Raw genomic sequence first — 25372 nt, 5'->3', positions numbered from 1 at the left:
GTCCGGGCGATCTGGGAGAGACATGACAAGCAGGTTCACCGAGTTGACCGTCGACTGCCTCGACCCGGAAAGGCTCGCGGCCTTCTGGTCCCAGGTCCTGGACTTCAAGGTGATCGACCGGACCGACGACAAGGTCGAGATCGCCTCCTGGGAACCGACGGTGGAGGACATCCGGGCCCGCCAGATGCCGCCCACCGTGCAGTTCATACGGGTCCCCGAGTCCAGGACCACGAAGAACCGCCTCCACCTGGACGTCAGCCCGATCGACGCCGGCACGGAGGAAGAGGTGGCCAGACTGCTCACGCTCGGCGCCACGACGGTGGACGTGGGCCAGGGCCCGGACCGGAACTGGGTGGTCATGGCGGACCCTGAGGGCAACGAGTTCTGCGTGCTGCGGACGCTGGCGCCGCGGTAGCCGCGCGGGCAGAAGTCGCGGAACTCCTGACTGCGGTCGGGATCAGCGTCCCATCGCACGCCACCACAGCCACACCGAGGCCCCGATCCGATTCCGGATCGGAGCCTTGGACCGCTCACCTGGCCGTCGGGGCCGCCGGCCAGGAACCTCAGAGATGCATCATGGCCATCACCTCAGGGCTCCGTACGCCGGTCGCGACGCTCGGGACGTCCTCGCCGGGGCGGGTCCAGCCCGCGTTCTCGGCCGCCTTGACGGCGGCCTTCTCCGCGGCGTCCGCTTCGGCGTTCAATCCCTCGTCGGCGCCGAGGTGCTTGGCCCCCGCCGCCACTCCGGCGGTCTGGGAGGCCTTCAGCGCGGCCTTGCACGCGAGGGTGGCGGCTTCGGCGTCGGTGTCGACGACTTGCCCCATCTGCGCGGCCTGCGCGGCGGACGCGGCCGCGTTCCTGGCGCAGCGGGAGTCCGCGGCCGCGTCGGGCGCGCTCTCGGAGAGCACGGCGAGGGCCTGCGCCGCCACGCGGGCGGCATGGGCGGCCTTCCATACGGCGTCCGAGTGGTCCGCCCCGTGCCGTTCGACGTAGCGGCTGAGGGCCGCCGCACGCGCCGCCGCGCTCTCGGCACGGGCGGCGTGGCTCGCCCTGAGGGCTGCCACTGGCTGCTCCTGATCTCCGTGGTTGTGCTCGTTCACCGGCACCTCCATGTCCGCACAGAGCAACGGGGCGCCGTGCCCCGTCCCCGCCGCCCCCACGTCGCGCACGGCGGCGGGCGGCGGATGTGTCGGGCAGGGTGGCACGTCGCCTTGCAACAGGCCAGAGGCAGGCGGGGAGTACCTGCCGCACCGCCGGACGGCGCGCACGGGCTCACGCGTGACGCATCGCGTCGAGCGGGCGACAACAGGAGGCCGCGCTCCGGATGTTCCTCGCCGGTGACGCTGTCGCTGACCCCGAGGTCCTGACGCTCAGTCCCGCTCGGAATCCTGGGGATCGTCCGCCTCGCCGATCCGCGGAACAGGCTTGAACGGCCCGAGTTGGGGACGCTGACGCCCGCGCAGATACCGGTGCCACCGCTTGACGCACCACCAGGCGATCACGACGGGTACGAAGGACAGCACCGTGGGGACCAGGGGCGGCAGCCACGGCCACACGGACATCGGCCGCACCACCGCGACGACGATCGGAGCCACGACGCTCAGCCCCATCAGAAGCACGCCCCACACGTCATCCACCCGCGACCACCACGAGCGGCTCTGCAGATGCGGTTCGACCACCATCATCAGTGCCAGCGCGAGCGCCACGACGGGTGCCATCAGCCAGGGCGACGTGGGTACGCCCCGGTTGCCGGATAGTTCACCGATGAAGGTGGCGGGGATGTACGCGACGAGCAGGAAGGTGACGGTGTAGACGGCGCCGCTGGAGGCGGCATCGAGTTCGTCGTCCGAGTCCTGCGCCTGTGGGTCCGGGTTCCGCTTCATGCGAGGTCCCCTTCCCTCCTTGCTCCTACAGGCACGCGTGAGCCAGGTCGGGGAGCCCTGTCGAATTGATGATGAGGTTCGCGATGTCATCGTCGATGCTGCCAGGGTACTTACCGTGTTTGACGTATGCCCAGACGGCCTTTGCGACCTTCTTGCCGTTCTTCACGAGCTTCCAGGCTTTGGCGACACCTATCCCGTTCTCGGCGGCGAACTTCGCGACGCCGGCGGCGCATCCGAACCACCCGAACGCCTTTACCGCGGCCATGGCTTGGGGGTTCTGGTTCAGGAATTCGCCCACCTCACGCAGCGCGTCCTGGTCGCCGGCCTCGACCCGCTTGATCAGCGGCTCAGGAATGGAACCGATGAGGTCGAACGCACGCTGGACTGCGGCGATGCCTTCCTCGTCGCTCACGTTGGCCAGCCCGGAGTCGCCTGCCGAAACCGGCACCGCGACTGCGGATATCGCAGCTCGTGCGGTGTTCTCGTGCGTGCCGTCGGCGGCGGCGGCCGATCCGGACAGTCCCGTGCCGACGATCGCCACGGCAACGAGAGCGGCGACCCCAGCGCCACGTCAAGGGCAACTTGATCATTCGCCAAGTCGCCGAGCTGTGACGGAAGCCATATTTCCGCCTCAGATCTCCCTCAACACGCAGGAGTTGGCGCATATCTGTCTATACGGGAAGGCATCCGAAGTCGGACGGCCCCGGATGTCGTAGGGCGATCGGCGAGGTGAGCCAGATGCCCGAGGGCATCTTGGTCGAATCCCGCCCATTTGTTCCCAAGTTCGCAGGCGACCGCTGTGCTAACCGTCTGACGCGCTGAAGCCTGTAGGGCGGATCCGCCCCCTAGAAGATCCCCAACGCCGCATCCACCGACCACGCCTGCCAGCTGGCCGCGAACAGCGCGACGGCCGAGATCAGCGCCATCATGAGGTTCTGCCCCTGCTCGGCCACGTCGTGGATCATCAGTACGAGGTAGATCAGGTTCAGCAGGAGCCCGGCGACGAGGGCGATCGGCGTGAGGAAGCCGAAGATCAGTCCGAGGCCGAGCGCCAGTTCCGCGTAGGCGACGACGTAGGCCATGACCTGCGGGCGGGGCTTCACCACGACGTCGAAGCCGCTGCGTACCGCGGCCCACCGGTGCTTCTCGGCGATGCCCGCCGCCCAGCCGATGCCGCCACCGCCGAACCACTGCTTCTTGTCCTTGTGGCGGTAGCTCTCCAGCCACCACAAGCCGAGCCCGATCCGGAGCACGGCCAACAGTTCGGCTCCGCTGAGCCACATCGTCTGCATCGGGTGCCCTCCCTCAAGCCAACCTGACGATGCGTCAGTTCAGCGGATCGGCGCGGATCGCGCAAGGGGTCGAGTTCCGGGCGGGCGCTTGCTGTTGCCAGAGTGAGCCCATAACCTCGATCTGATGGATCGTCAGATTTGCGTCCTGGAAACCGGCAGGCAGTAGGGGGCACAACAGTGGTCAGCAGCGAGGTCGGCACCAAGGAAATCCCCCGGGTCATCAGCGTGGACGACCACGTGATCGAGCCCGCGCACCTCTTCGAGAAGTGGCTCCCGAGCAAGTACCGCGACCGTGGGCCGAAGCCGTTCACCGCGGGCATCGGCGACCTCGCGTACGTCGGCGGGAAGTACAAGTTCACGACGGACCCGGACGGACAGATCACCGACTGGTGGGAGTACGAGGGCGACATCTTCCCGTACAAGCGCATCATCGCGGCCGTCGGCTTCTCCCGGGACGAGATGACCCTCGACGGCATCACCCGGGAGCAGATGCGGCGCGGCTGCTGGGACCCGGCCGAACGGCTCAAGGACATGGACCTCAACCACGTCGAGGCCAGCCTCTGCTTCCCGACCTTCCCGCGCTTCTGCGGGCAGACCTTCGCCGAGGCCAAGGACAAGGAGGTGGGGCTCGCCTGCGTCCGGGCCTACAACGACTGGATGGTCGAGGAGTGGTGCGGCGACAGCGGCGGCCGGCTGATCCCGCTCTGCCTGATCCCGCTGTGGGACATCGACCTCGCGGTGGCCGAGATCAAGCGCAACGCCGCGCGCGGGGTGCGGGCGGTGACCTTCTCCGAGATTCCTACGTATCTGGGGCTGCCGTCGATCCACTCCGGCTACTGGGACCCGTTCTTCGCGGCCTGCGAGGAGACCGGCACCGTCGTCAACATGCACATCGGGTCCTCGTCCCAGATGCCGGCCGCGTCCCCCGACGCGCCGCCCGCCGTCCAGGCCTCGCTCAGCTTCAACAACGCCATGGCGTCGATGATGGACTTCCTCTTCAGCGGGGTTCTGGTGAAGTTCCCGCGCCTCAAACTGGCGTACAGCGAAGGCCAGATGGGCTGGATCCCGTACGCCCTGGAGCGCGCCGACGACGTCTGGGAGGAGCACCGTGCCTGGGGCGGCGTGAAGGATCTGATCCCCGAGCCGCCCTCGACGTACTACTACCGGCAGATCTTCTGCTGCTTCTTCCGCGACAAGCACGGCGTAGCCTCGATCGAGACCGTGGGCGTGAACAACGCGACCTTCGAGACGGACTATCCGCACGTCGACTCGACCTGGCCGCACACGAAGCAGGTGGCGCAGGAACACGTGGGCGGGCTGCCGGAAGACGTCGCGTACAAGTTGCTCCGCGGGAACGCCATCCGGATGCTGGACCTGCCGTTCGACCGTGACTGAGTGGCCCGTTCGACCGTGACTGTGCGGCCTGTTCGGCCGTGAGTGTGCGGCCCGGTCGGCCACCTGAACCGGCCATCGGCCGCAGCTGGGCGCTGGGGGCACCGCCGCCCCCGGCGTTATGGTTCGCCTGTCCCCTGACGGAGAGGTGATCGGATGAGCAACCCCACGACGGAGGCCCTGGTCACGCTCGGGCGTGCCTATGTACGACGGGCCCCCGGAGAGCTGTTCAAGAGCGCGCTCGCCGCCCGCTTCCTGAATCCCCATCTCCGGGACCATCCCCGCCAGAGGGTCGTCGACGTGGAGTTCGGCGCCAGGTTCGCGGTCGACACCCAGGACCTGATCCAGCGCTACCTGTACCTCTTCGGAGGCTGGGAGCCGGGCATGACGCGCTGGCTGAAGAGCCGTCTGCGCCCCGGTGACGTGCTGGTGGACGTCGGCTCGAACGTGGGGGTCTTCGCCGTCCTGGGCTCTCGGCTCGTCGGCAGCACGGGGCGGGTCGTGGCCGTCGAGGCCTCGCCGGCCTTCCACCGCCGCCTGACCCGGCACGCCGAGCTCAACGGCTGCGACAACATCCGCGCGGTCAACGCCGCCGTGTCGGACAGCCGGAAGACGCTGACGTTCATCCTCGCCAGCTCCCACAACATGGGCGCGAACTCGATAGTCCCCTATGACGGTCCCGCCGAGTCCACCTTCGAGACGGAGGCGGTTCCGCTCGCGGAGCTCCTGGAGGCCGACGAGGTCGCCAGGGCGCGGGTGATCAAGATCGACGTCGAGGGGGCGGAAGGAGGGGTGGTCCGGGGGATGAAGGCTCTCCTGGAGCAGCTCCGCCCCGATGTGGAGATCGCCGTGGAGGTCACGCCCGATCGCATGGCCCAGCTCGGGGACTCGGTCGACGAGCTGCTGGACATCATGCGCGAGCACGGCTTCCACACGTACCGGCTCGCCAACGACTACGGAGCCGAGGGCTACCCGAGCGCGATGCGGAACCCCTCGGCTCCTGTGCGGTGGAGAGGGCCGGTCGTGGGCGAGACCGACCTGGTCTTCTCGCGGGTCGACGCCGAGGCGCTCGTCTGACCGTCTGACACGGAAGGGCCCGGACCCCGGCTTCGTACGAGAGCGCCCACGAGCCCACGAGCCCACGAGCCCACGAGGCAACGGGGCTCCGGTCAATCAGCGCTCACGGGATAGCGCCACCCGAAGCGCTCCAGCGCTCGCGCCCTGGCCTCGACGACGGCCATGCGGGCGGCGCGCTCCGCCGTGTCGACGTGCGCGGTCTGGCCGGTCACCTGGCCTTCCCACTTGCGGTAGAGCAGGCCGACCTCGGACGAGAACCAGCCGCGGGACGTCGAGTTCAGGGCGAGCAGGAGCCCCGTGTCCTCGGATGCCGGAAGGGCCATCCAGCAGCCCAGGGCCATGAGCAGTTCGCGGCGGACGAAGAGCGTCGCCGGGTGGACCTGCGCGCGATAGTCGTGAGAGGCCCAGTAGTCGAGCACTTCGCGACGCTCGACCGGCCCGTTCGCAGGGTCGTCGGGGAAGCCGACGGTGGATCCGTCGGGCATCAGATCGAGCACGCGTGAGGTCGCCCAGCCGATGGTCCGATCAGCTTCGAGGGCCGCGAGGTCACGGGCCAACGCGCCGGGCGCGAGCTGGTCGTCGGCGTCCAGGACCTTGACGTACTCGCCGTCCGCGTGAGCCATGGCGATGGTCCTGGCGACCCCGGGGCCGCCAGGACGGCCCTGCTCGAACGTGATCCGGGCGTCGTCGGGGACGTGGGGCGCGACCTGGTCGGTCGTCCCGTCCTCCTGGATCAGCCAGTGCCACTCCCAGCCGGCGGGCAACTCCTGCTCGCAGAGCGACTTGTACGCGTCGGACAGGAAGTGCGCGGAGGGTGCGTGCACGGCCGTGACGATGACGATGCGCCGACGCACGGCTCACCACCTTTCCCAGTGCGTTCCGTCGTTCGACGCGGCTCAGGATACGACTCCTCAAGTCCTGCAATCCGGCACGGTCCGTTATTACGCGGGCCGGGCCCGATCTGCGATACGTGGGACGCGGTGAAATGAAGCGTGGCCCCACCATCGATGTGGGCCGGAGCATCGGCCGGCCTGCGGGTGCGAGGGGAGTGATCTATCGCCCCAATTCGGGCCGCCTGCCCCGCATGACGAAAGTCAGTCTTCCAATTGATCGCGTTGCGGAGGGCGCAACCGGCGTGTCTGTCCGCACGGTGAGATCGAGAAAGGCCCGACCGCTGGCGACGGGGGATGCACCAGCGATCGGGCTCTGTCCTAACAGTAAGCGCCTGGTGGGAGTGGAATCAACTGTCCGGCTGGAATGAGGAGTTGTGACCGGGGTCACGCGGTGTGATTTCCTCGTGTGTTCCGGGAGCGCGGAGCACGTCATTGGCAGGGGCCGGACTCCGCTACTTGCCGCAGGGCGGCTCGTACGAGAGGCGGGGGAGATACTCCCGCCATTTTTCCGGTGTCAGAACGCCCCGAGTCGTCGAGCAAACGCGCTGAATTGCCTGGTCGGTGTCCAGGTCCCAGAGCCGGACCGTATCGGTACCGCTGGACACTCCGAGCATGCCGCTTTGGGGACTGAACGACAGGAAACTGCCGGTCTTGGCGTTGGGACTCATGGACTGCCCGATAGGGGTCGCACTGGAGGGCCGAGTGACGTCCCAGAGCCGAACGGTGTTGTCGTTGCCGCCCGTTGCCAGGGTTTCGCCGTCCTGGCTGAACGTCAGCGACACGACCGCGTCCGTGTGGCCGGTCAGGGACGACTCCAGCCGCGCCTTTCGGGGGTCGGTGACGTTCCAGAGCCGGACCGTGCCGTCGTCGCTGCCGCTGGCCAGCGTGCTGCCGTCCCTGCTGTAGGCGAGTGCGTTGACAGGGCCCAGATGCCCCTTGAGCGGGGCGGCGAGCCGGGTCGCGCGGCTCGGCGTGGTCACGTTCCACAGCCGTACGGTGCCGTCCGCGCTGCCGCTGGCGAGCGAGTGTCCGTCCGTGCTGAAGACAAGGGAGTTGACGTAGCCCTGGTGCCCGGTGAGCGGCTTCCCGATCGTCCGGGGCCGGGACGGGGTGCTCACGTCCCACAACTGGATGGTGCGGTCGGTCCGTGGCGTCGCCAGGGTGTGCCCGTCCGGGCTGAAGGCCAGCGCGGCCGCGAACCGCGTCCGCAGCGCGACCGGAGGACCGTAGGGGACGGGGTGCTTCGGGTCGGCGACGTTCCACAGCCGTACGGCGCGGTTTCCCGTGAGCACCGCGAGCGTGCGGCCGTCCGGAGAGAACGCCAGCTTGCGTACGTCCCCCTCGCCGGGCTTGAACGAAGTGCCAAGCGACAGCGGCCGGTCGGGGCTCTTCACGTTCCACAGCCGGACCCGCTCGTCGCGCGCGGCCGTGGCGAGCACCTTGCCGTCGGGACGGAACTCCCCGCTTCGGCCGATCATGTCCGACGTCGGCAGGGACCAGAGACGGACCTTGTTGTCACCGGTACCGGTGGCGAGCGTGCGCCCGTCGGGGCTGAACCCGAGTGAGTACATTTCCCCGCTGCTGCCCGCGAGCGGCTCGCCGACCTGGGACGGGTGCGCCGGATCGCTGACGTTCCACAGACTCGCCGTGCTGTCCGCGCTGGCGGCCGCGAGCATGTTCCCCTCGCGGTTGAAGGCCACGGACCACACGGGACCGGTATGGCCGGTGAGCGGTGCGCCGAGCGGTTTCGGGTGGCGCGGATCGGTCACCTTCCACAGCCGTACGGTGTTGTCCGAGCTGCCGCTGGCGAGCGTGCGGCCGTCAGGGCTGAACGCCACGGAGTGCACCGTGCCCGTGTGGGCGGTCAGTACGTCGTCGATCGGCTTCGGACGCCGGGGATCGGCCATGTCCCACAGCCTGACGGTGCCGTCGTCCCCACCGGCCGCCAGCGTGCGGCCGTCGGGAGCGAAGGCCACGGAGCGCACGGCGGCGCCGTGGCCGGTCAGCGTGGCCAGTGACTTCGGCCGACGCGGATCGTCCACGTTCCACAGGCCAACGGTGTGGTCGTCGTTGGCGGAGGCCAGCGTCCGCCCGTCCGGGCTGAAGGCGACGAGGTAGATCGCGCCGCCATGCCCGGTCACGGGCGAGCCCAACAGGTGCGGACGGCGGGGGTCGGTGACGTTCCAGAGCCGGACCGTGCCGTCGTCCGAAGCCGTGGCGAGGGTGTCGCCGTCCGGGCTGAACACCGCGCTGCTCACCCAACTCTTGTGACCCGTGAGCGGCTTGCCCAGGCGCTTGGGGCGAGCGGGGTCCCGTACGTCCCACAGGCGGACGGTCCGGTCGTAGCTGGCAGTGGCCAGGACCCGTCCGTCCGGGCTGAACGAGGTGAGGTAGACGGCACCGGTGTGGCCGAGGAGCGGGGTGGCCAGGGGCGCGTTGACGATCGAGATCAGCCGGTTCTTCGTGGCCTCGTCGTCCGGGCGCAGGTTGTGCGCGACCAGGTCGAGCTGAGCCGACAGCGAGGGATCGGTGTACTGGGCGCGGTCGGCCTCGGCGACGACCTGCTGGAACACCGCGTCGTCCCGCTGCTGCCACGCGATCACCGCGGAGACGACGGCCACCATCGCCAGTACGACCAGCGCCGCCACCGCACCCCGGCTGAGCCAGACCGTGCGCTTGCGCAGCCTGACCGAAGCAGCCAGGAACTCCACCGCGCGCCGGGTCAGAAAGGTGTCGCCGGCGGACTTCGCCCAGGTGCGGGCCTGTTCGAGACGGGAGCCCCGGTAGAGCAGCGACGCGTCGCGTTCGGAGTCCTCCCAGGCGCTGCCGTCCTCCTCCAGCTGCTGGCGCAGCAGGTGGTCGCTCCTGTCCTCGTCGATCCAGTCGCGCAGCCGCGGCCAAGCGTGGAGCAGCGCCTCGTGCGTGATCTCCACGGTCTCCGCGTCGAGCGTCACCAATCGGGCGCGGACCAGCGCTTCGAGCGACTCCTCCGTCTTGTCGGGGTCCGTCGACTCCGCGGCCAGCTGGCGGCGGGTGCCGCGCCTGCGCGTGGCCTGGGTGTCCTCGCCGAGGCGGACCAGCCTGAGGAGGAGCAGTCTCGCGGCGGTGCGGGCCGCCGGGTCGAGGCCGGACCAGGCGCGCTCGGCCGTCGCCGCCACCGCTCCCTGGATGCCGCCTGCCGCGCGGTAGCCGGCCAGCGTCAGCCGTCCCGTCTTGCGGCGCTGCCAGGTGGCGAGAAGAGCGTGGGAGAGGAGAGGCAGCACGCCCGCGTCGTGTGCCCCGCGGGGGCCGTCGTTGCTCACTTCCCGGATGATCAGCTCCGCGAGGCCCGGTTCGAGCTCCAGGCCCACGGCCTTGGCCGGGCCGGTCACCGCCTCACGCAGCTCCGCGGTGGTCAGCGGCCCGAGCACCATGTGCCGGTGCTGCAGCGCGTCCGCCAGTTCCGGGTAGCCGAGGCACTCCTCGTAGAAGTCGGCGCGTATGCCGAGGACCACGAGCGCGGGAGCGGGGTCTCCGGCGTCGGTGGGGGAGCAGGCGGCGTCGAGGAGTTGGACGAAGGTCTGCCGGTCCGCCTCGTCGGAGCAGAGCGTGAACGTCTCCTCGAACTGGTCCACGAGGACGACGGGACGGGCGGCGGTGGAGGTCTCACGCCGTGCCCACGCCGCGAGGGACTCCCGCACGGCGTCCGCGAAGTGCCCGGTGCCCGGCTCCGCTGCTGACAGGGCCTGCGCGAGCTCAGGTATGTGGCCGGTCAGCGTCGCGAGGGGATCGCTTCCCGGTACGAGCTGAAGCACCGGGCGGACCTGCCCGCTCTCGTCGCCGAGCGCGCCGTTCTGCAGCGCGGGTACCAGGCCCGCGCTCAGCAGGGAGGACTTTCCCGCCCCTGAGGCACCCACGAGCATGGTCAGACCGCCGGTCCTCCCCGCCGCGCGGAGCTGGGTGACGAGGGCGTCCGTGCTCCGCTCGCGGCCGAAGAACCACCGGGCGTCCTGCTCGCGGTAGGAGGCCAGCCCTCGGTACGGGCATACGGCGGGGGCGGCAGGCGGCTCGGCCGGAGCTTGTCCGTCGTCTTCCGCGGAGGCCGAGACGCGGCCGCTGACCGGGTCGGCCACCGCGCGCTCCCACAGGAGCTGCCACTGGACCATGTCGTACAGACCCGTGGACACCGGACTGGACCGCTCGCGCCGCGCTTCGGGGATCAGGACGTGCAGCACCGCCACGAGCGCGCCGAACTGGGCCGGCACGTTCTTGGCCCGTCGCCAGTCGCTGATGCGCTGCGCGGACACCCGCACGGGCCGCCCTCTGTCGTCGACCCGCTGAAGGCGGACGACTGCCTCGGACACGCGCTGGAGGGGCGGATTCCCGGCTTCCTTGTACAGCAGGGCGAGACGTTCCGCGAAGGCCGCACGTGCTCCGGAGTCGGAACCCAAGGCCTCCACCCCTCACCTCCGCGTGCCTGAACATCCGGACCGGAAAACTCACCTTATACGGCTGACCTGCGGAATCGCGGTCCGGATAACGTCCTACCCTCCTCGGCGGCAGTCGCAACTGGCAGGATCGCGACGCAGTAGCGAACCAACCGCGCAGCGTCAGGGCAGGTCATCCGCCCGGCGCCTGGAGGGGTGACTGATGGCGCTGCACGATCTCGGCCTGTTTCCGCCGGAGTTACGAAGTGGCGGCGGCGTCCGCGCCGTGTGCGCCCAGTAGCCCGACGGAACCGATCCACGCACGGACCGTTTCCGCGTCGATCGCGGACCCGGTTTCGCTGTGATCCGCCGCTGTGTCCACACAGCGCGGACCGACGACGCCCGCGTCGTTCGGCACCGGTCCCCACAGGGGAGGGACCGGTGCCGACACGACGCGGGGCAGGATGTCCGGCCCCGGGTCCCGGTACCGATTCCCCGGTACCGGGCCACCGCTGCCCCGCCGCATCGCACGACACCGCGGCCAGTCAGGCCGCTGCCTGTGGCGGTACGGGTGCGGGCAGTCGGTTCAGGATGTCGAAGTCCAGGCGTAGTCGTGGATGGCTGAGCAGGTGGAGGGTCACGGGGCAGGTGCAGATCAGGCGCAAGCGCCCGTGACGGCCGCTGGTCCGGGCTCGGGCGCGATTGAGAACCCGTACCCCGGCGCCGTCCATGAAGTCGACGGGGCGCAGGTCGATCAGCAAGTCGGAGTCACCGGTGTGGGTGAGAGCGTCGAGGCAGTCGGTGATGGCGGGGGCGGTGTGGATGTCGATTTCGCCGCACAGGGCCACCAGGGTGCAGTCGCCGTGAAGGCGGACTTCCTGGACACAGCTCGCTGCAGGGGGTGAGGTCATGGCGACCCTCTCGAAGGCGGATGTCCATGGGGACCGGTCACCAACGGGTCCGGGTCGGCACCCCAGAGTGACGCGTCGTACTCGACTCCTGACGGGTTTCGCCGAAGAGCTGCGGGCACACCCGCCGGGCTGCTACACGGCGATGAGGTCGGGCGCCCTGAAGGGGGCGCCCCGGCAGGGCATCGCCAACAGACATGTCAGGGCGAGACGTCCCCGTTGTCGTCCAGGCGCAGTCGGCGGGCCAGCACATCACGGGAGACGTCCAAGAGGGGCCGGTCGTGGCTGAAGGCGTAACCGCGCAGCCTGATCAGGGCGAGGTCGCAGGTGGTGTCCAGTTGATCCGCGAGCATGCCGGTGGCCTGGTGGACCTCGGCGAAGTGGAGACCGGGCTCGTCGAGCAGCGGAGTGTGGGGCAGCTCCGCGTGGGCGGCGGTGGTGATGGCGATCTGGGCGATGGTGTCGGCCAGGCCGAAGGCATCGGTGAGCTGGTCGGTGGACATCAGGCCGGGCCGGGTGCGGTGGCCGGTGAGCACGCCGAGCGCGATGACGCCGATACGCAGCGGGAAGGAGAACACCGCGCGTACGTCCAGCGCCTCGATGGCGCTGGGCAGTCCGGGCCAGCGATCGGTGGCGAACGCGTAGGCATCGGCCACGTCGGGCACCAGCACCAGGGCCCCGTGGCGGGCGGCGTCCAGACTCGGCCCCTGGCCCTGGACCTGTTGCAGGTCCTCCAGCGCGAGTGTGCGCTCACCGAAGGACTGCACCAGTTCGGCCCTGCCGCCTCCCGGAGCAAGGAGCAGGCCGAGGCCGTCCAGACCCAGCATGTCGGCGCAGGCCGCGAGTGGCAGCGATGCCAGGCCGGGGCCTGTGTGAGAGCTGAGGGTGCGCAGGTAGTCGGCCATCACCGGATGGGTCACCGAGGTCGCCCCCTTTCGGGCGCAGCGCAGATCGTCCGGCGGTCGGCCCACCGGTCAGCACCGATGGGCCGACGCTTCACCGATCGCGCCGTGTGAGGAGAGACGCGTCGGCCGTGCCCTGCAAGACCTGGCGAGCGATCTCGGTGAGGCGCGTTCGGTGATCGCGTGCATAGTGGCGCATGAGGTTGAACGCCTCCTCGACGTCGGTGTCGCGGCGGTTCGCCAGATAGCCCTTGGCCTGCTCGATGATGACGCGGCTGTCCAGAGCGGCCTGCAGTTGTGCGGTCACCGTCATCTGCTCACTCACCGCCCGCTGCTGCAGTACGCCGATGGTGGCGGTGTCGGCCAGCGCCTGACCCAGCCGCAACTGGGAGTCGTCCAGCGGCCCCGGCCGGTCCCGGAACAGGTTCAGGGCTCCGATCACCTGGTCGTGCAGCCGGAGAGGCGCAGCCACCACCGAGGTGAAACCGGCTTCCACGGCCCGCGGCGCGAACCGGGGCCAGCGCACCTTCGCCACCTGCGTCGCCAGTGGTACGTCGGGAACCTGTTCCCTGGTCCGGAAGCAGTCCCGGCAGGGGCCCTCGCCCCACTCGATGCTGGCCAGCTCCAGCCGGCGGGTGCGCTCGTCCGAGGCTGCGGCGTCCACGAGCTGGCCGCTAGGAGTGGCGAGCAGGACACCGGCTGCCGCCACATCCAACAGGTTCACGCAGTGCTCGGCGAGCGTGTGCAGGAATCCGATGACATCGAAGTCCCGCACCAAGGTGTCGGCGAGATCGACGAATGCGGCCGCCAACCGCTCCTCACGTGGCAGCTCAGGCATACCCCACCCACCTCCAAGAGAGATCCGGGGACACCCTCCCACAGGCTGCTGTCTCCTGCTGTCACCCAGTTTCGTCCTGATCGCGCGCTTTTACGAGGGCACCTGTGAAGCTTCCGTGCCGACACAGCCGGAAACCGGGCGGGAGCTGCCACGCCTGTGGGGTTCGCGGTTCTCAGGTTCGCCGGTCCTGTCGTGGGCTGGACTGACCGAGTGGGTGCAGCCCGTCGTGGGCCGGAGTCAGGTGATACGCCGGCGGGTGGCCGCCCCCGGTCAGGGGGATGGTGAACCCACCCGCGAGGTCGGGAACCAAGGTGCCGGAGAACAGGGTGCACAGGCGGACGCCGACGGTCCGGTCCGGATTCGGCGTCCGTCATCGTGCACCCGCCGACAGGGGCGCAGGGTAGTCCTGGACTCGCCGGTGCGGGAGACGGGGAAGAGCCCTCAAGTCCCGTTTCCGCGCCAGTAGTTCAGGTCCGGCGGGCCGCGACGCGATCCGGCGTCGGCCAGCGTACGTCGTGTACCCAGCCGAGGCGCTCAAGGAGGCGGATGACGGCGGCGGAGGGGTCGATCTGGCCGCGGTCCACGCCGTGGCGGGCGCTGGTGGGGTCGGCGTGGTGGAGGTTGTGCCAGCTTTCCCCGAAGGAGAGCAGGGCCAGCGGCCACAGGTTGGTGGCTCGGTCGTGACGCCGGGTGCGGAACGGGCGCCGTCCGATCACATGGCACAGGGAGTTGACGCTCCAGGTCACATGGTGGAGCAGGGCGATGCGTACAAAGCCCGCCCACAGAAGGGCGGTTGTGGCGTGCACCCAGGTGCCGCCGATCGCCCAGCCCAGGGCGAAGGGGAGGGCCAGGGTGAGGACGCACAGGGCCGGGAAGGCCCGGGAGACGGCGCGGATGTCGCGGTCGGCGAGCAGGTCGGGGGCGTAGCGCTCGGCGGGGGTGGGGTCGTCGCGGAAGAGCCAGCCGACGTGGGAGTGGGCAAGACCGCGCAACTGGCCGCGCAGGTGCGTGCCGTAGCGGTAGGGGGAGTGCGGGTCGCCAGGACGGTCGGTGAAGGCGTGGTGGCGGCGGTGCGTGGCGACCCAGCCGATGACGTCGCCCTGGAAGCTCATCGACCCGGCCACCGCGAGGGCGATCCGCAGGGGCCGGGCGGCCCGGTACCCGCCGTGGGTGAGACCGCGGTGGAAGCCGACCGTGACCCCGAGCCCCGTGACGACGTACAGGGAGAGGGCGAGCAGCACGTCAGTGGAGTGGATGAGACGTCCCCACAGCAACCAGCCGACCAGGCCGAGCGCGAGGAACGGCAGGACGACGATCGCCGCGGTCACCACCACGTACAGCCGCTCGCCGCCGCTGCGCGCAGGCGCCGGGTGCTCGTCGACGGGGAAGGGGGCCGTCCCGTCGTACGTCTGGGATGCGGTGACGTCGTGCGGCGGGGCGGGGGCTCGGGAAAGGGGGGAACTGGTGGTCATGCAAGGCTCCTTGACCTCGGTCCGGAAGAGGTGGCCGGGGTCCGGGGCCAGGGAATCGGTGGTGGGCGGCCCGGGAGTCACTCCGTTTCGCCGGCGTGGACGCGCCGTGCCCGTGAGCGGCTTACGGCAAGCCGGGACCTGGGCGCCGGGCCGGGCACTCGGGTGGGCAGGGTGTCCACTGTCCGGCGGGGCCGGGTGCCGCCTCTGTGTCGGGGGCGGCGACGACGCGGGCCTCGACGCACCCGTCGGCAGGCTGTTCCTGGCAGCTCGGCCCGGTCGGGCCGAACTGCGTCGCCGTACGTCTGGTCATGTCCTGCGCCCCTGCGCGGCTCTGTTGGTCCTGCGCCGCGGACGGAAGCGCCCGCGCCCACCGTCCCGGTGGTCGCGGCGGGGGCGGACGGCGGGTGGTGCGGTGCCGTCGGGTTGCGGCCGAGTGGGGCTGTGGGCGCCACGGCGTCCGGACAGACGACGGCTGTACTGGTGCAGTGGGATCCGTTCGGAGTGCTGGTCGTCGAGGAGGTGGATCACGAATGCCCCCGGAGCGATCATCGCGAGCATGACGGCGACGGTGATGCCGGTGTCCATGGCCCCTCATCTCCCGCCGTCGGCCGCGCCGACGGGCGTGGCCATGGCGCCGCCCTCCGCCTCCCACGCCTCCTGCGTGCGGCCCGGAGGGTCCGCCTGGGCCGGGGCTGCGGGGTGACGGCCCAGCTCGTCGGCGATGAGAGCGCTGCCGGTGCGTACGACCCGAGGATCGCAGGCGGCGGCCATGAGGCGCCCGGCGGCCTCCGCACCGGTCTCCGGGGGAATGATCAACAGGTCCCAGCGCCCTACATGGTAGGAACGCAGCATGAGTTGGTGCGGGTCCTGCTCGGCGCGGAACCAACCCACCTTGACCACATGTCCGTTGACGGAGACCTTGCGCGGTATGACGGGCCAGTGCGTCGGGTTGACCGTGGCGCGCGTGATGCGACCCCACAAGGGATCCAACAGGTCGGTCAGAGCGGGAAGTTCACGAGCGAGATCTCGAGAGCGCGGCCACCAGGCGCCGTCGAGCAGACCGGAGGGCGGGCCCGGAGGTTTGACGGACAGCCGCAACGGCGTGTCGTCGGAGGGTTCGGCGGTCGGTGCGGTCGGCGGGGGTCGTGCGGTGAGCACCGTCATGGTGTCGACCTGTCCCCGGGCTGTCGTGCCGGCCCGGTGCGATGGAACCGAGCGAGAAACCGGCGCGGAAGCCGGTCAAGAGATTCTCTCGGTGCTGCCGAGCCTACTCCTGCGGCGGCCCCGACCGCGACTGCCCGGCTGCTCGCCAGGCAGCGGAGGCAGCGGAGGCGGCGTACCGGCGTCGTTCGGTTCGACGGAAGGTCGGCGGGCGCAGGACGAGCCTGGCGGTTGGGTACGTGGCGGGTCGTCCGGGGTCGGCTGAACTGCGGTGGACGATGGGTGCGTTCATGACGCACGCCCCTCTTCGGGCCTGTGGCGGTGCGGCCCGCTGTCATGGTGCGCCGGAAGCGACGCCGAGCGGAGTCGGCGTACGAGGAGCGTCCGGCGGCCCCAGCGTACGTCCCGGTCGTTTTCCGCCCGACAGGAGTACGGTGAAGGGGCGAGGGCGTTCACATGCCGGTGCCCGACCGCTTGGAGCACTCCTCCCTCGCCGTTCGTCCACTCAGTGGCAGCCCTGGACCTTGGCCGCGCCATCCGCAACCAAGGCGAGGAGCCCGCGCATGTCCCGGACATCCGCCACGTGTGCCTCCCCGAATCCCCGCAGGACGCAGCCCCGTTCCTGGGCTCACGACGGGAACCGTTCTTGTCCACAGGGGAGTTCGATGCCTCATGGGACGGTGGGGAGCGCCGGCAGGTCCTCGCGATCGCACCCGACACGGTGTGGAACGTGGTCGGCTCGACGCGTCGGCCACCCGCATCCGTCTCTCTGGCGCGCCTCGGCCGCATGCGACGGCCTCCATGAACCACCCGCGAACCACCCGTCACGCCCCCGTGAACGCCCCGTCTGAGCACAGCAGTCGGCAGGAGCCGCACCCATGACCCTCACACCGCAACCCCTGGTTCCCTCCCCACCTCTGCTCCGCCTGTGCCTGGCGCCTCACGCTGGCGGGCCCCGCGCCATCGACGGAGCATGGTGGCCGCGCTCGTACGACCTGCTCGCCGAACTCCCCTGGCTGCTCGCCGGGTTGCCCCGCACCTGGGGGCACATCACCAGCGTCATGCTCAACGGTGCGGTGTGGTCATCGGCTCCGGGACGGATGTTCGTCGCCGGCCAGGTCGTCCGTCTGCGCAGGAGCCTGACGGCCACGGCAGCGCACACCGTCGTCCTTCTCGCCCCCGGCCATGGGCGCTGGGACCTGCTCGTCGTCCCGCCGGACACGACCGAGGAGGCCGCGAAGCCGATCATGGAGAGCGTGGCGGGAGCACGGAGCGTCGTGGCGTCGGCACCCCTCAGGGCGGTCCCTCGGGCGCGGTCCTGAGAACGGCCGGGCCCGCGACGCCGACACGCGCGGTTCCGGTCCGTGAGCGGCCCGACCCGTCGCCATCGGGTCATTCTCGGGCGCGTCGGCGGTGTCGCACGCTGGGCACCGGCGCGTCCCACCTGGCAGAGGCCGTGCGAGGGACGGCGCAAAGCGTGCCGTGCGGCGGTGTGGTCCGCCGCACGGTGTGTTTCGCTCGGTGCCGGGTCCAGGGTCATGAGGGGAAGGGACCGTGAGGGGGGGGCACCCGCATGTCCGTACGTCCATGGCTGTCGCCGGGAGCGTTGCGGCCCGGCGCCCGTGCCGCGCTGACGGCCGTGTCCTGGCTGACCAGTCCGCTCTCGCCCGACGACTATCTCGGCCTGATCGATCCTCTGTGGTCGGCGCGGCATCCCGCGGGCCGGGTGAGCGCCGTGCGGCGGGAGGCGGCCGGCGCGGCCACGCTGGTGATCCGGCCGGGCAGGGGCTGGAACGGCCACCGGGCCGGGCAGTATCTGCCGCTCGGAGTCGAGATCGACGGCGTACGGCACTGGCGTACGTACTCGATCACCTCGCCGCCCGGCGACACTCCGGGCAGCGAGATCACCGTCACCGTGAAGGCCCGTACCGACGGCCGAGTGTCCCCGCACCTGGTACACCGGACCGCCCCCGGCGCAGTGCTCCGACTCGGCCCGGCACAGGGAGAGTTCGTGCTGCCCCGGCCGCTGCCCGGGCGGCTCCTCTTCGTGACGGCGGGCAGCGGCATCACGCCTGTCGTGGGGATGCTGCGCACGCTCGCACGGCACGGCGGTGTCACTTCGGACACCCTGCTCCTGCACAGTGCGCCGTCACCGGCCGAGTGCCTCTTCCGCGCCGAACTGGTGGCACTGGAGCGCCGGTTGCCCTGGTTGAGCGTCCGCCTGACGCATACGCGTACGGAGGGGCGGCTCACCACCGGGCGGATCGGCGAACTCTGTCCGGACTGGCGCCGTCGGGAGACCTGGGCATGTGGTCCGGCCGGACTCCTCGACGCGGCCGAGAGGCAGTGGGCCGCCGCGGGCGTGCGGGAACGGCTGCGGGTGGAGCGTTTCCACCTGGTACCCGTGCGGGCGCCGGGGGCGGGTGCCGTCGGCGGCCGGGTGCGGTTCGACCGCAGCGCCGTGGAGGCGGACGCGACGGCAGCGTCGTCCCTCCTCGCGGTCGGTGAATCGGCGGGCGTACCCATGCCCCACGGGTGCCGGCGCGGCCTGTGCTTCGGCTGCCTCGTCCCGCTCCTCGACGGCCGCGTGCGCGATCTGCGGACCGGTGAACTGCGAGGTAATCCGGGCGAGTTGATCCAGACCTGCGTCAACGGTGCCGCAGGGCCGCTCGTCCTCGACCTGTGAGAACCAGAGCTCTGCGAGGAGACTCCCATGCCCGTACCCATGTCGATGCCCGCAGCGGCTGCCGCCGGAGCCGGCGGAACTTCACCGCCCGTGGTGTCGCACGCCGACCGAGCCGAACAGCTGGGCCGGGAGCTGGACCGGCTCCGCGCCGAGATCGTGGCGGCCCGCGGACCGGACGACGCCCACTACGTCCGTACGGTGATCGCCGTGCAGCGCGGCTGCGAACTCGGCGGCCGCCTCGCGCTGGCCGTCTCCCTCTTCCCACCCGCCTGGGCGGCGGGCACCGCCCTGCTCGCGCTCGCCAAGACGCTGGAGAACATGGAGCTGGGCCACAACATCCTGCACGGCCAATGGGACTGGCTGGGCGACCCGGCGATTCACTCGACCACCTGGGAGTGGGACTTCGCCACCCCCGCCGCCGCATGGAAGCGCACCCACAACCACCTGCACCACACGTACACCAACGTCGTCGGCCGCGACCGGGACCTCGGCTACACGATCCTGCGCATGAGCCCGGAACAGCCCTGGCGCCCGGTCCATCTGCTGCAACCCTTGTACGCCGCCCTCCTCGCGCCCGTCTTCGAGTGGGGCATAGCCCTGTACGACCTGGAGGCCGACGCGGTGCCGTCGGGCCGCAAGAGCGTGCGCGCCTTCCTGAGTGAGGCAACCGGTCTGGCACGCAAGGCGATCAGGCAGGCGGCCAAGGACTACGCCCTCTTCCCGCTCCTTGCCGGCCCTTCCGCCCTGCCCTGCCTCCTGGGCAACCTCACCGCCGCCACCGCCCGCAATGTCTGGGCCCACACGGTCATCTTCTGCGGCCACTTCCCCGACGACGTGCAGACCTTCACCGAGGACCGGCTCGACGGCGAGAGCCGCGGGGAGTGGTACGTGCGCCAGATCCAGGGGTCGGCGAACATCGAGGGAGGCCCGCTCCTGCACATCCTCACCGGCAACCTCAGCCATCAGATTGAGCACCACCTCTTCCCCGACCTGCCCAGCAATCGCTACGCCCAGCTGGCACCGCAGGTGAGGGAGATCTGCGACCGCTACGGCCTCCCGTACGTCACAGGGCCGCTGTGGCGCCAGTACACATCGATGTGGAAGCGCGTACTGCGTCATGCCCTGCCCGCACGGGGGCACCCGAACCCGGCGTGCCAGAACTCGGCTCCCAAACGGCTCCCGAACTGGCCCCCGAACGCAGGTCAGGCCCGGCACTGATCTCTCAGTACCGGGCCTGACCTGGTGTTTCAACTGTCGGGGTGGCGGGATTTGAACCCACGACCTCTTCGTCCCGAATGAGGTTCGGCAGAGATCGTCACCGGCTCTGATGGAATTTACCTAGACCGGGACGAACTAGCAAAGGGATCAGCAGCGCTCAGATCACTGACCGGTTCAATAAGGCGCTTGAACGCCTTGGCTCCGAGCATGAGTACGTGCGTATCGGAGGGGTCCTCAACCTGGAGCAGATTGTGCAGGATGCCCCAGAGCAAGCTGCCCCGGACGCTGCCCGCGTCCTTGTGTATTTCATTCGTGACAGGGCGCCGAAGGCAAAACATGGCAGTCGCAACTGGATGGCGCGCATACGCACTGGGGGTAATGTCTCCCTGCCCCTGGAACCAACAGCTGATGTACAAGCTGCCCTCACGGCCCTGACTAGCGATGTGATGCGCCTTCATTCCGATCCGCGTGTAGTCGTTCTCGACCTTCACGGCTTGCACCCGGCGGGGGCCCGGCTGCCTGGCGTCGATCTCACGGATGTCCACTTGGAGGGTGTCGACCTGACTGGTGCTGACCTGAACGGTTCGACGCTGACGATAGCTAACTTGAACGGAGCACGGCTCGCTTCTGCCAACCTGATTGAGGTGGATCTGACCTATACGGAGCGATTCGTCACTTGACTCCTCGAAGAGGGCCGAAATGCGATGGCGCATCGAGCCATTCATGATCTTCATGCCATTTGCAGCCTCCGGCGTAAATTTTCCCAATTCCGCCGTTGATCAGGAAAAGCTTGCATGGAACGCCGTACTCGATGGAAGCGCCTGCAGGTAGGTCCTTCTCCGAGACCGGGAGCTCGTCAATGGTGAGCTCATTCAATTCATACGGGAGCTCCATGTGGAGAACTCTCGAAAATAGCACGTCGATTCGGCTGTCCATGTCATCTCGCTGCCCACTTCGCAGCAAAAGCTGCGAATAGCTGAATGTGTAGTGCCAAACCTGAAAGTTGCGTTCCCAGCTAGCGATCTGCATTCTCGATGCTCCGTATTCATTCGCGCGCGCTCATTCGCGTGCTGCACGGACTTGCGGTGCCCTAAACTATCCCCGCGGCGCGGCGCGGCAAAGGTCCCTGTCGCCGCGTCGCACAGCTTCTCCCAGGATGTTCATCTCGCGCCGTGTCGTGATCCAATTTCCGCCGACTCGCCCAGCCTTATAGAAGTCCTCAAATAGCTCCTGCGGCGCCGCACTACGGCCAACACATCGTTTCTGTCAGGGCCGAGCGGGTCGGGTATGAGATAGCGGGCGGTGGCAGGGTCGTAGTAGCGGTGAACGTTGTAGTGATGGCCAGTTTCCCGGTCGAAGTATTGCCCCGGGAAACGCAAGGGGGTGTATGCGGAGCTCTGTCGAGACCATGTAGTAGTTCCCCACAGGCTGGTGCGCGTGTGCCACGCTATGTTGCCGTCGGTGCCGATGAGCTCAGTCGGGGTGCCGACGAGGTCTGTGGCTATCGCGAAGAATCGGGCGTCGATCTCTTCCTGCGTGATCGCATCCAGATGGCGTTCTGTCTGCCCGACCGGGTGCAGGCCATCGTGGTCCCAAGTGAGGGCGACGGAGCCCTGCCGTTGTTCCGGAGCGGTGGTGATTTCCTCGATGAGGACCGAGCCGGCCCAGGTGAACGTGGTCTGCTCGACGGTCGAATCGCCATTCTCAGCGAGACACAGCTTCGCCGTTCGCCGCCCGAGAGGGTCGTAGGTATAGCGCCAGCGAGTTCCGTCAGGTGTGGTGACCTCCGTAAGTTGGTTGTCGGAGTTCCAGACGTAGTGCCAGGCGTCGGGCTTGCGGGAGAGGCGAGTCTTCTGCCGCAGCGTAAGGCGGCCGGCGGCATCGTATTCGTAGCGGATACTCCCCGCAGTGATGAGACGGGTGCCGTTGTAGTTCCGCTCGCCGCGGGCGTCGTCGTCTGGGCGGGTATCCGGCCAGGCAGCCGAGGTTTGGTTGCCGACAGCGTCGTAGGCGTAGGTCTCGGACCACTCGCGTGCGCTCACACCCGTGACCCGGCCGAGCGGGTCGAGGTCGTAGCGGCTGGGGCCGCTGCGGCTGTCCTCCAGGAGCGCGAGGTAGCCATCGGCTCGGTAGCTGTAGTCGCGGGTGTGTGAGGTGCCCGTCCCACCGACCAGGCGTTGCTGGGTCAGGCGGCCGGTGGGGTCCCAGGACTGCGCAATGGTCAGGGTGCCATCGTCCAGGGTGCGCAGGAGTTCCTGCCCGGCGAGGTCGTGGCTGGAGCTGAGGGCATGCCCGGTGGGAGTGACCAGTTCGGTGCGGTTACCTGCCGCGTCGTACGCGTAGCTGGTCGTGGCACCCGTCGGCGTCGTGCGGCGCACGGGGCGCCCCACGGCGTCATAGGTGTGCCGGCCGGTACGCCCGTCGGTCGCCTCAGCGGTGAGGCGACCTGCGGAGTCGTACGTAAGAGCCAGCTCGTGGTCCGTGTTGGCGGCTGCCAGCATTCGCCCGGCCGGATCGTAGCTGTACCGAGTGAGGAGTCCGGCGGCGTCCTTCTCCGTGAGCCGACCGAGCGCGTCGTAGGTATAGAGGACGACGTCGCCGAGGGGAGTGGTGCGTGCGGTGGTGCGGCCTGCGTCGTCGTGGCTGTAGGTGATGGTGCGGTCGTCGAAGTCGGTCTCGGCCGTCAGGCGACCAGCCGGGTCGTAGGTGTAATCCCAGTTCAGACCCTGGGGGTTGGTGACCTGGGTCAGGCGTAGCTCGAGGTCGTGGGTGAAGGTGTAGCGGCTGCCGTCGGGGTCGACGCGGGCAGCCAGGAGGTCGAAGGAGGCGTATTCGAATGTGGTTGTCTGGCCGAGCGCGTCGGTGCGGGTCAGGCAGTTGCCTTCGCCGTCGTACGTCCACAGCTGCACCGCGCCGTCTGGATCCTGCTGCCGGGCGAGCTTGCCCTCGGGTGTCCATTCCAGGCGGGTCATCGAACCGAGCGGGTCCGTGATGGAGGTCGGGCGGCCGAAGGCATCGCGGGTGTAACTGGTCACCGCGCTCAGAGGGTCGATGACCTTCCGCGGCAGGCCCGCCCTGTCGCACTCGATACGAGTGGTATTGCCAAGCGCATCAATGACGGTGCTGAGGTGGCCTTCGGGCGTGTGGGTGCAGCGGATTGCGGCGCCGGTGGGGTCGGTCACCGCCGTCAGGTTGCCGCGGGTGTCGTACTCGCGGCGCCAGGTGGCGCCGTCGGCGTTGACAGCCTCGACGGGCAAGCCGAGATCATTGTGGGTGACCGTGATCGTGTGGCCGTCGGGGCGGATGACGCCGGTCGGATGACCGCGGTCGTCGTAGGTGTACCTGGCGGTGTGGCCGAGTGGGTTGGTGATCGCGATCCGCCGATGATCCCCGTCCCATTCCTGGTGTGTGGTGTTGCCCAGGGGGTCGGTCTCGCGGATCAGGCGGTATGCGTCGTTGTGCTCGTAGCAAATCGTGTGGCCGAGCCCGTTGGTGACGCGCGTCGTGTGCGCTGCGTCGTCGTAGGACAAAGTGCCGGAGAGGAAGCCGTCGCTGCCCTCAGTGCGGACAACGCGGCCCTGCTCGTCGTAGGTGTACGTGTAGGTGGTGTTGTTGCGGTCGGTCCACGAGGTGATGCGGCCCTCGGCGTCGTAGGTGAACCGAAGCGGCAGGCCGGAGGAGTTGGTGACCTCGGTCAGGTTCCCCTGGGCGTCGTAGCCGTAGGAGACGAGGGTCGTGCCGCGGCCGTCGGGTTGTTCCGGGTCGAGCAGGCGTAGGGCGCTGATGCGGGGCAGGTCGCTGTGGTGGTCGAGCGCGATGCGGTAGCCGCCGCTGTGGGCGACCTCCACCGGGGTGCCGTCGGCGGTGTAGTGGACGGTGATGCGTTGGCCGTTGCGGTCCACGATGGCCTGCAGGGGCAGATCGACCGCCTGGCCGTCATCGGCGGGGCACGGGGAGTGGAAGACGCAGGCGAGGCCGGTGTCGGGATCGGTGAGGCGCAGGGCGCCCTCGACCTCGGTGTCCCAGGTCAGGGGTATTCGAGGGCCGAGCTCGGGGTGGACTGGAGCCTCTCCGTCTGGCGCGGGGAGCGGGTAGCTCAGCCGGGCACCGTCGGGCGCGGCGTAGGTGATCCCGTCCTCGTCGACCTGGAGGCGTTGGTCGAGGGTGGAGGCCCAACTCGGGCCGAACCAGCCGCCCCAGCGGTACGACGAGAGGTGCGTGCGTTCCAGCACCAGGGGCAGGGTGCCCGGCAACTGGACGTCGGTCTGGGGCAGCAGCATGTCGCCGGTGGCGACGTCGATCGGGTCCAGGTCGCATTTCTTGAGGACTGCCTTGATGGAGGCGGGCAGCTTCTCCCATTCCGATGGGCGCAGCTTGAGCCGGGACAGCCCCGAGCCGTCGAGCCCCAACGTCTTGCCGAGCTTGGCGAGTTCGCTGGGCTTGAGCTTGCCCAGGCCCTTGCCGAGGACCTTGCCCAGGCCGCCCATGCCGACCCCGAAGGCGGCGCCCATGGCCAGGGTCTCCGCCAGTTTGCCCGGATCCTTGAACGTCCCCGGATCCTTCAGCAACGCATCGAAGGCGGAAAATTTCATGCCCTCGCCCGCGAGTTTGCCCGCCTTCGCGATGGTCTTGATCTCCCCGAGGGCCTTCAGTGCCCGCTCCAGGCCGCGGATCGCCTCCATCACGGTGCGGATCACCGAAGCCATGCGGGTCCCGGACTTCTCGATCCGGGCGATCAGTGCCGCCACCTTCGCGGCCCGCGCACCGGCGGCGAGACTGCTTGCGATCGCGGAGAGGCCGCCGGTGAGGACCGACAGGGCCAGGCCCGCGATCTCGAACTCGGCGATCTCCGCGAGGATCACACCGATCTCGGTGAGGAGTTCGTGGGCCTCGTCGGCGAAGTCGTCCAGTGCCTTGGCGCCGGTGCGCAGGGAGTCGGCCATGTTGTTGGCCTGCGTGCGGGCGGTCTTGGCCCGCTGGTGGAGGGCCTTGGCTGCCTTGCCCTCCCACTCCAGGTCCGTGAGGGCGCTCTCGGCGTCGTGGGCCGCGGCGTCGAGGCCCTTGGCCAGGGCCCGCCACTGCTTGGCTATCTCGCGGATGCCGTCCGGGTCGACGAGCGGGTCGGTGATGCCGAGGAACTCCAGGCCGCTGGCGAGGGTGTCACCGAAGGCGTGGTTGGCCTTGTTGATCCACTTCAGCGGGTTGAGATCGTCGGCATCGATCCCGGGGATGTCGAAGCCCATG

At 69.4% G+C, this 25372-nt stretch carries 21 protein-coding genes; 7 read left to right on the top strand and 14 right to left on the bottom strand.

What is annotated here, in order from left to right; translation table 11 throughout:
- Positions 1-22 precede the first annotated feature (22 nt).
- On the top strand, positions 23-415 hold the full coding sequence (locus tag ACIO9J_RS25895; protein WP_402004145.1) for a VOC family protein: 393 nt from the start codon (positions 23-25) through the stop codon (positions 413-415).
- A gap of 148 nt (positions 416-563) precedes the next feature.
- Here the strand turns inward: ACIO9J_RS25895 and ACIO9J_RS25890 are convergent, their stop codons facing one another.
- The 4 genes from ACIO9J_RS25890 to ACIO9J_RS25875 form a co-directional block, all read right to left on the bottom strand.
- Entirely contained in the window at positions 564-1064 is a 501-nt protein-coding gene (locus ACIO9J_RS25890) for a hypothetical protein (RefSeq protein ID WP_402004142.1), read from the bottom strand.
- Between the two features lie 306 nt (positions 1065-1370).
- A complete protein-coding gene (locus ACIO9J_RS25885) occupies positions 1371-1883 on the bottom strand; it encodes a hypothetical protein (RefSeq protein WP_402004139.1) in 513 nt (170 codons plus the stop codon).
- Positions 1884-1908: 25 nt separating this feature from the next.
- On the bottom strand, positions 1909-2424 hold the full coding sequence (locus tag ACIO9J_RS25880) for a hypothetical protein (RefSeq protein WP_402004136.1): 516 nt from the start codon (positions 2422-2424) through the stop codon (positions 1909-1911).
- Between the two features lie 304 nt (positions 2425-2728).
- Positions 2729-3175 carry a DoxX family membrane protein gene (locus ACIO9J_RS25875; RefSeq protein ID WP_402004134.1) on the bottom strand — a complete coding sequence of 149 codons (447 nt, stop codon included), beginning with the start codon at positions 3173-3175 and terminating at the stop codon, positions 2729-2731.
- 177 nt (positions 3176-3352) lie between these two features.
- Here ACIO9J_RS25875 and ACIO9J_RS25870 point away from each other — a divergent pair, with 177 nt between their 5' ends.
- Complete coding sequence (locus ACIO9J_RS25870) at positions 3353-4570, top strand: amidohydrolase family protein (RefSeq protein ID WP_402004131.1); 1218 nt, start codon at positions 3353-3355, stop codon at positions 4568-4570.
- A gap of 153 nt (positions 4571-4723) precedes the next feature.
- Positions 4724-5644, top strand: coding sequence for an FkbM family methyltransferase (locus tag ACIO9J_RS25865; protein ID WP_402004128.1), 921 nt, complete (start codon positions 4724-4726; stop codon positions 5642-5644).
- Positions 5645-5736: 92 nt separating this feature from the next.
- Here ACIO9J_RS25865 and ACIO9J_RS25860 read toward each other — a convergent pair whose 3' ends face one another.
- From ACIO9J_RS25860 to ACIO9J_RS25825, 8 genes are all read right to left on the bottom strand, one after another.
- Positions 5737-6498 carry a glycosyltransferase family 2 protein gene (locus ACIO9J_RS25860; RefSeq protein ID WP_402004126.1) on the bottom strand — a complete coding sequence of 254 codons (762 nt, stop codon included), beginning with the start codon at positions 6496-6498 and terminating at the stop codon, positions 5737-5739.
- 491 nt (positions 6499-6989) lie between these two features.
- Positions 6990-10976 carry a hypothetical protein gene (locus tag ACIO9J_RS25855; protein WP_402004123.1) on the bottom strand — a complete coding sequence of 1329 codons (3987 nt, stop codon included), beginning with the start codon at positions 10974-10976 and terminating at the stop codon, positions 6990-6992.
- A gap of 512 nt (positions 10977-11488) precedes the next feature.
- On the bottom strand, positions 11489-11854 hold the full coding sequence (locus tag ACIO9J_RS25850) for an STAS domain-containing protein (RefSeq protein WP_402004120.1): 366 nt from the start codon (positions 11852-11854) through the stop codon (positions 11489-11491).
- 197 nt (positions 11855-12051) lie between these two features.
- Positions 12052-12771, bottom strand: coding sequence for an ANTAR domain-containing protein (locus tag ACIO9J_RS25845; protein ID WP_402004118.1), 720 nt, complete (start codon positions 12769-12771; stop codon positions 12052-12054).
- A 76-nt stretch (positions 12772-12847) separates the two neighbouring features.
- Positions 12848-13591, bottom strand: coding sequence for an ANTAR domain-containing protein (locus ACIO9J_RS25840; RefSeq protein ID WP_402004115.1), 744 nt, complete (start codon positions 13589-13591; stop codon positions 12848-12850).
- A gap of 467 nt (positions 13592-14058) precedes the next feature.
- Positions 14059-15063 (bottom strand): acyl-CoA desaturase, encoded by a 1005-nt coding sequence (locus ACIO9J_RS25835; protein WP_402004112.1) that lies wholly within the window; start codon positions 15061-15063, stop codon positions 14059-14061.
- A gap of 306 nt (positions 15064-15369) precedes the next feature.
- Positions 15370-15648, bottom strand: a complete 279-nt coding sequence (locus tag ACIO9J_RS25830; protein WP_402004109.1) for a hypothetical protein — start codon at positions 15646-15648, stop codon at positions 15370-15372.
- 6 nt (positions 15649-15654) lie between these two features.
- Entirely contained in the window at positions 15655-16227 is a 573-nt protein-coding gene (locus ACIO9J_RS25825) for a DUF5994 family protein (RefSeq protein ID WP_402004106.1), read from the bottom strand.
- A gap of 875 nt (positions 16228-17102) precedes the next feature.
- Here ACIO9J_RS25825 and ACIO9J_RS25820 point away from each other — a divergent pair.
- The 4 genes from ACIO9J_RS25820 (at position 17103) to ACIO9J_RS25805 (ending at position 20808) form a co-directional block, all read left to right on the top strand.
- Entirely contained in the window at positions 17103-17546 is a 444-nt protein-coding gene (locus tag ACIO9J_RS25820; RefSeq protein ID WP_402004104.1) for a DUF5994 family protein, read from the top strand.
- Positions 17547-17797: 251 nt separating this feature from the next.
- A complete protein-coding gene (locus ACIO9J_RS25815) occupies positions 17798-18910 on the top strand; it encodes a ferredoxin reductase (protein ID WP_402004101.1) in 1113 nt (370 codons plus the stop codon).
- Between the two features lie 45 nt (positions 18911-18955).
- Positions 18956-20128: a fatty acid desaturase family protein gene (locus ACIO9J_RS25810; protein ID WP_402005392.1), complete on the top strand. Its 1173-nt coding sequence runs from the start codon at positions 18956-18958 to the stop codon at positions 20126-20128.
- Between the two features lie 215 nt (positions 20129-20343).
- The gene (locus ACIO9J_RS25805; RefSeq protein ID WP_402004098.1) at positions 20344-20808 is read left to right on the top strand and encodes a pentapeptide repeat-containing protein; all 465 of its coding nucleotides are present in this window, start codon (positions 20344-20346) and stop codon (positions 20806-20808) included.
- Here ACIO9J_RS25805 and ACIO9J_RS25800 read toward each other — a convergent pair.
- Together ACIO9J_RS25800 and ACIO9J_RS25795 are read right to left on the bottom strand one after the other, a co-directional pair.
- A complete protein-coding gene (locus ACIO9J_RS25800) occupies positions 20801-21157 on the bottom strand; it encodes a hypothetical protein (protein WP_402004097.1) in 357 nt (118 codons plus the stop codon). The two genes, ACIO9J_RS25805 and ACIO9J_RS25800, sit on opposite strands and share 8 nt — an antisense overlap.
- A gap of 131 nt (positions 21158-21288) precedes the next feature.
- Positions 21289-25371, bottom strand: a complete 4083-nt coding sequence (locus ACIO9J_RS25795; RefSeq protein ID WP_402004094.1) for a DUF6531 domain-containing protein — start codon at positions 25369-25371, stop codon at positions 21289-21291.
- Between the last annotated feature and the right edge of the window lies 1 nt (position 25372).

Source organism: Streptomyces sp. NPDC087300, assembly GCF_044744425.1.
Taxonomy (GTDB): domain Bacteria; phylum Actinomycetota; class Actinomycetes; order Streptomycetales; family Streptomycetaceae; genus Streptomyces.
Note: the sequence above shows the minus strand (reverse complement) of the source record. Positions and strands in the feature narration are given on the sequence as shown.

What these genes read in the sequence shown, in the direction of transcription:
- ACIO9J_RS25895 (WP_402004145.1), top strand. Translation starts at nt 23, where the DNA reads ATGACAAGCAGGTTCACCGAGTTGACCGTCGACTGCCTCGACCCGGAA.
- ACIO9J_RS25885 (WP_402004139.1), bottom strand. Translation starts at nt 1,883, where the DNA reads ATGAAGCGGAACCCGGACCCACAGGCGCAGGACTCGGACGACGAACTC.
- ACIO9J_RS25875 (WP_402004134.1), bottom strand. Translation starts at nt 3,175, where the DNA reads ATGCAGACGATGTGGCTCAGCGGAGCCGAACTGTTGGCCGTGCTCCGG.
- ACIO9J_RS25865 (WP_402004128.1), top strand. Translation starts at nt 4,724, where the DNA reads ATGAGCAACCCCACGACGGAGGCCCTGGTCACGCTCGGGCGTGCCTAT.
- ACIO9J_RS25850 (WP_402004120.1), bottom strand. Translation starts at nt 11,854, where the DNA reads ATGACCTCACCCCCTGCAGCGAGCTGTGTCCAGGAAGTCCGCCTTCAC.
- ACIO9J_RS25840 (WP_402004115.1), bottom strand. Translation starts at nt 13,591, where the DNA reads ATGCCTGAGCTGCCACGTGAGGAGCGGTTGGCGGCCGCATTCGTCGAT.
- ACIO9J_RS25835 (WP_402004112.1), bottom strand. Translation starts at nt 15,063, where the DNA reads ATGACCACCAGTTCCCCCCTTTCCCGAGCCCCCGCCCCGCCGCACGAC.
- ACIO9J_RS25830 (WP_402004109.1), bottom strand. Translation starts at nt 15,648, where the DNA reads ATGGACACCGGCATCACCGTCGCCGTCATGCTCGCGATGATCGCTCCG.
- ACIO9J_RS25825 (WP_402004106.1), bottom strand. Translation starts at nt 16,227, where the DNA reads ATGACGGTGCTCACCGCACGACCCCCGCCGACCGCACCGACCGCCGAA.
- ACIO9J_RS25820 (WP_402004104.1), top strand. Translation starts at nt 17,103, where the DNA reads ATGACCCTCACACCGCAACCCCTGGTTCCCTCCCCACCTCTGCTCCGC.
- ACIO9J_RS25815 (WP_402004101.1), top strand. Translation starts at nt 17,798, where the DNA reads ATGTCCGTACGTCCATGGCTGTCGCCGGGAGCGTTGCGGCCCGGCGCC.
- ACIO9J_RS25810 (WP_402005392.1), top strand. Translation starts at nt 18,956, where the DNA reads ATGCCCGCAGCGGCTGCCGCCGGAGCCGGCGGAACTTCACCGCCCGTG.
- ACIO9J_RS25800 (WP_402004097.1), bottom strand. Translation starts at nt 21,157, where the DNA reads ATGCAGATCGCTAGCTGGGAACGCAACTTTCAGGTTTGGCACTACACA.
- ACIO9J_RS25795 (WP_402004094.1), bottom strand. Translation starts at nt 25,371, where the DNA reads ATGGGCTTCGACATCCCCGGGATCGATGCCGACGATCTCAACCCGCTG.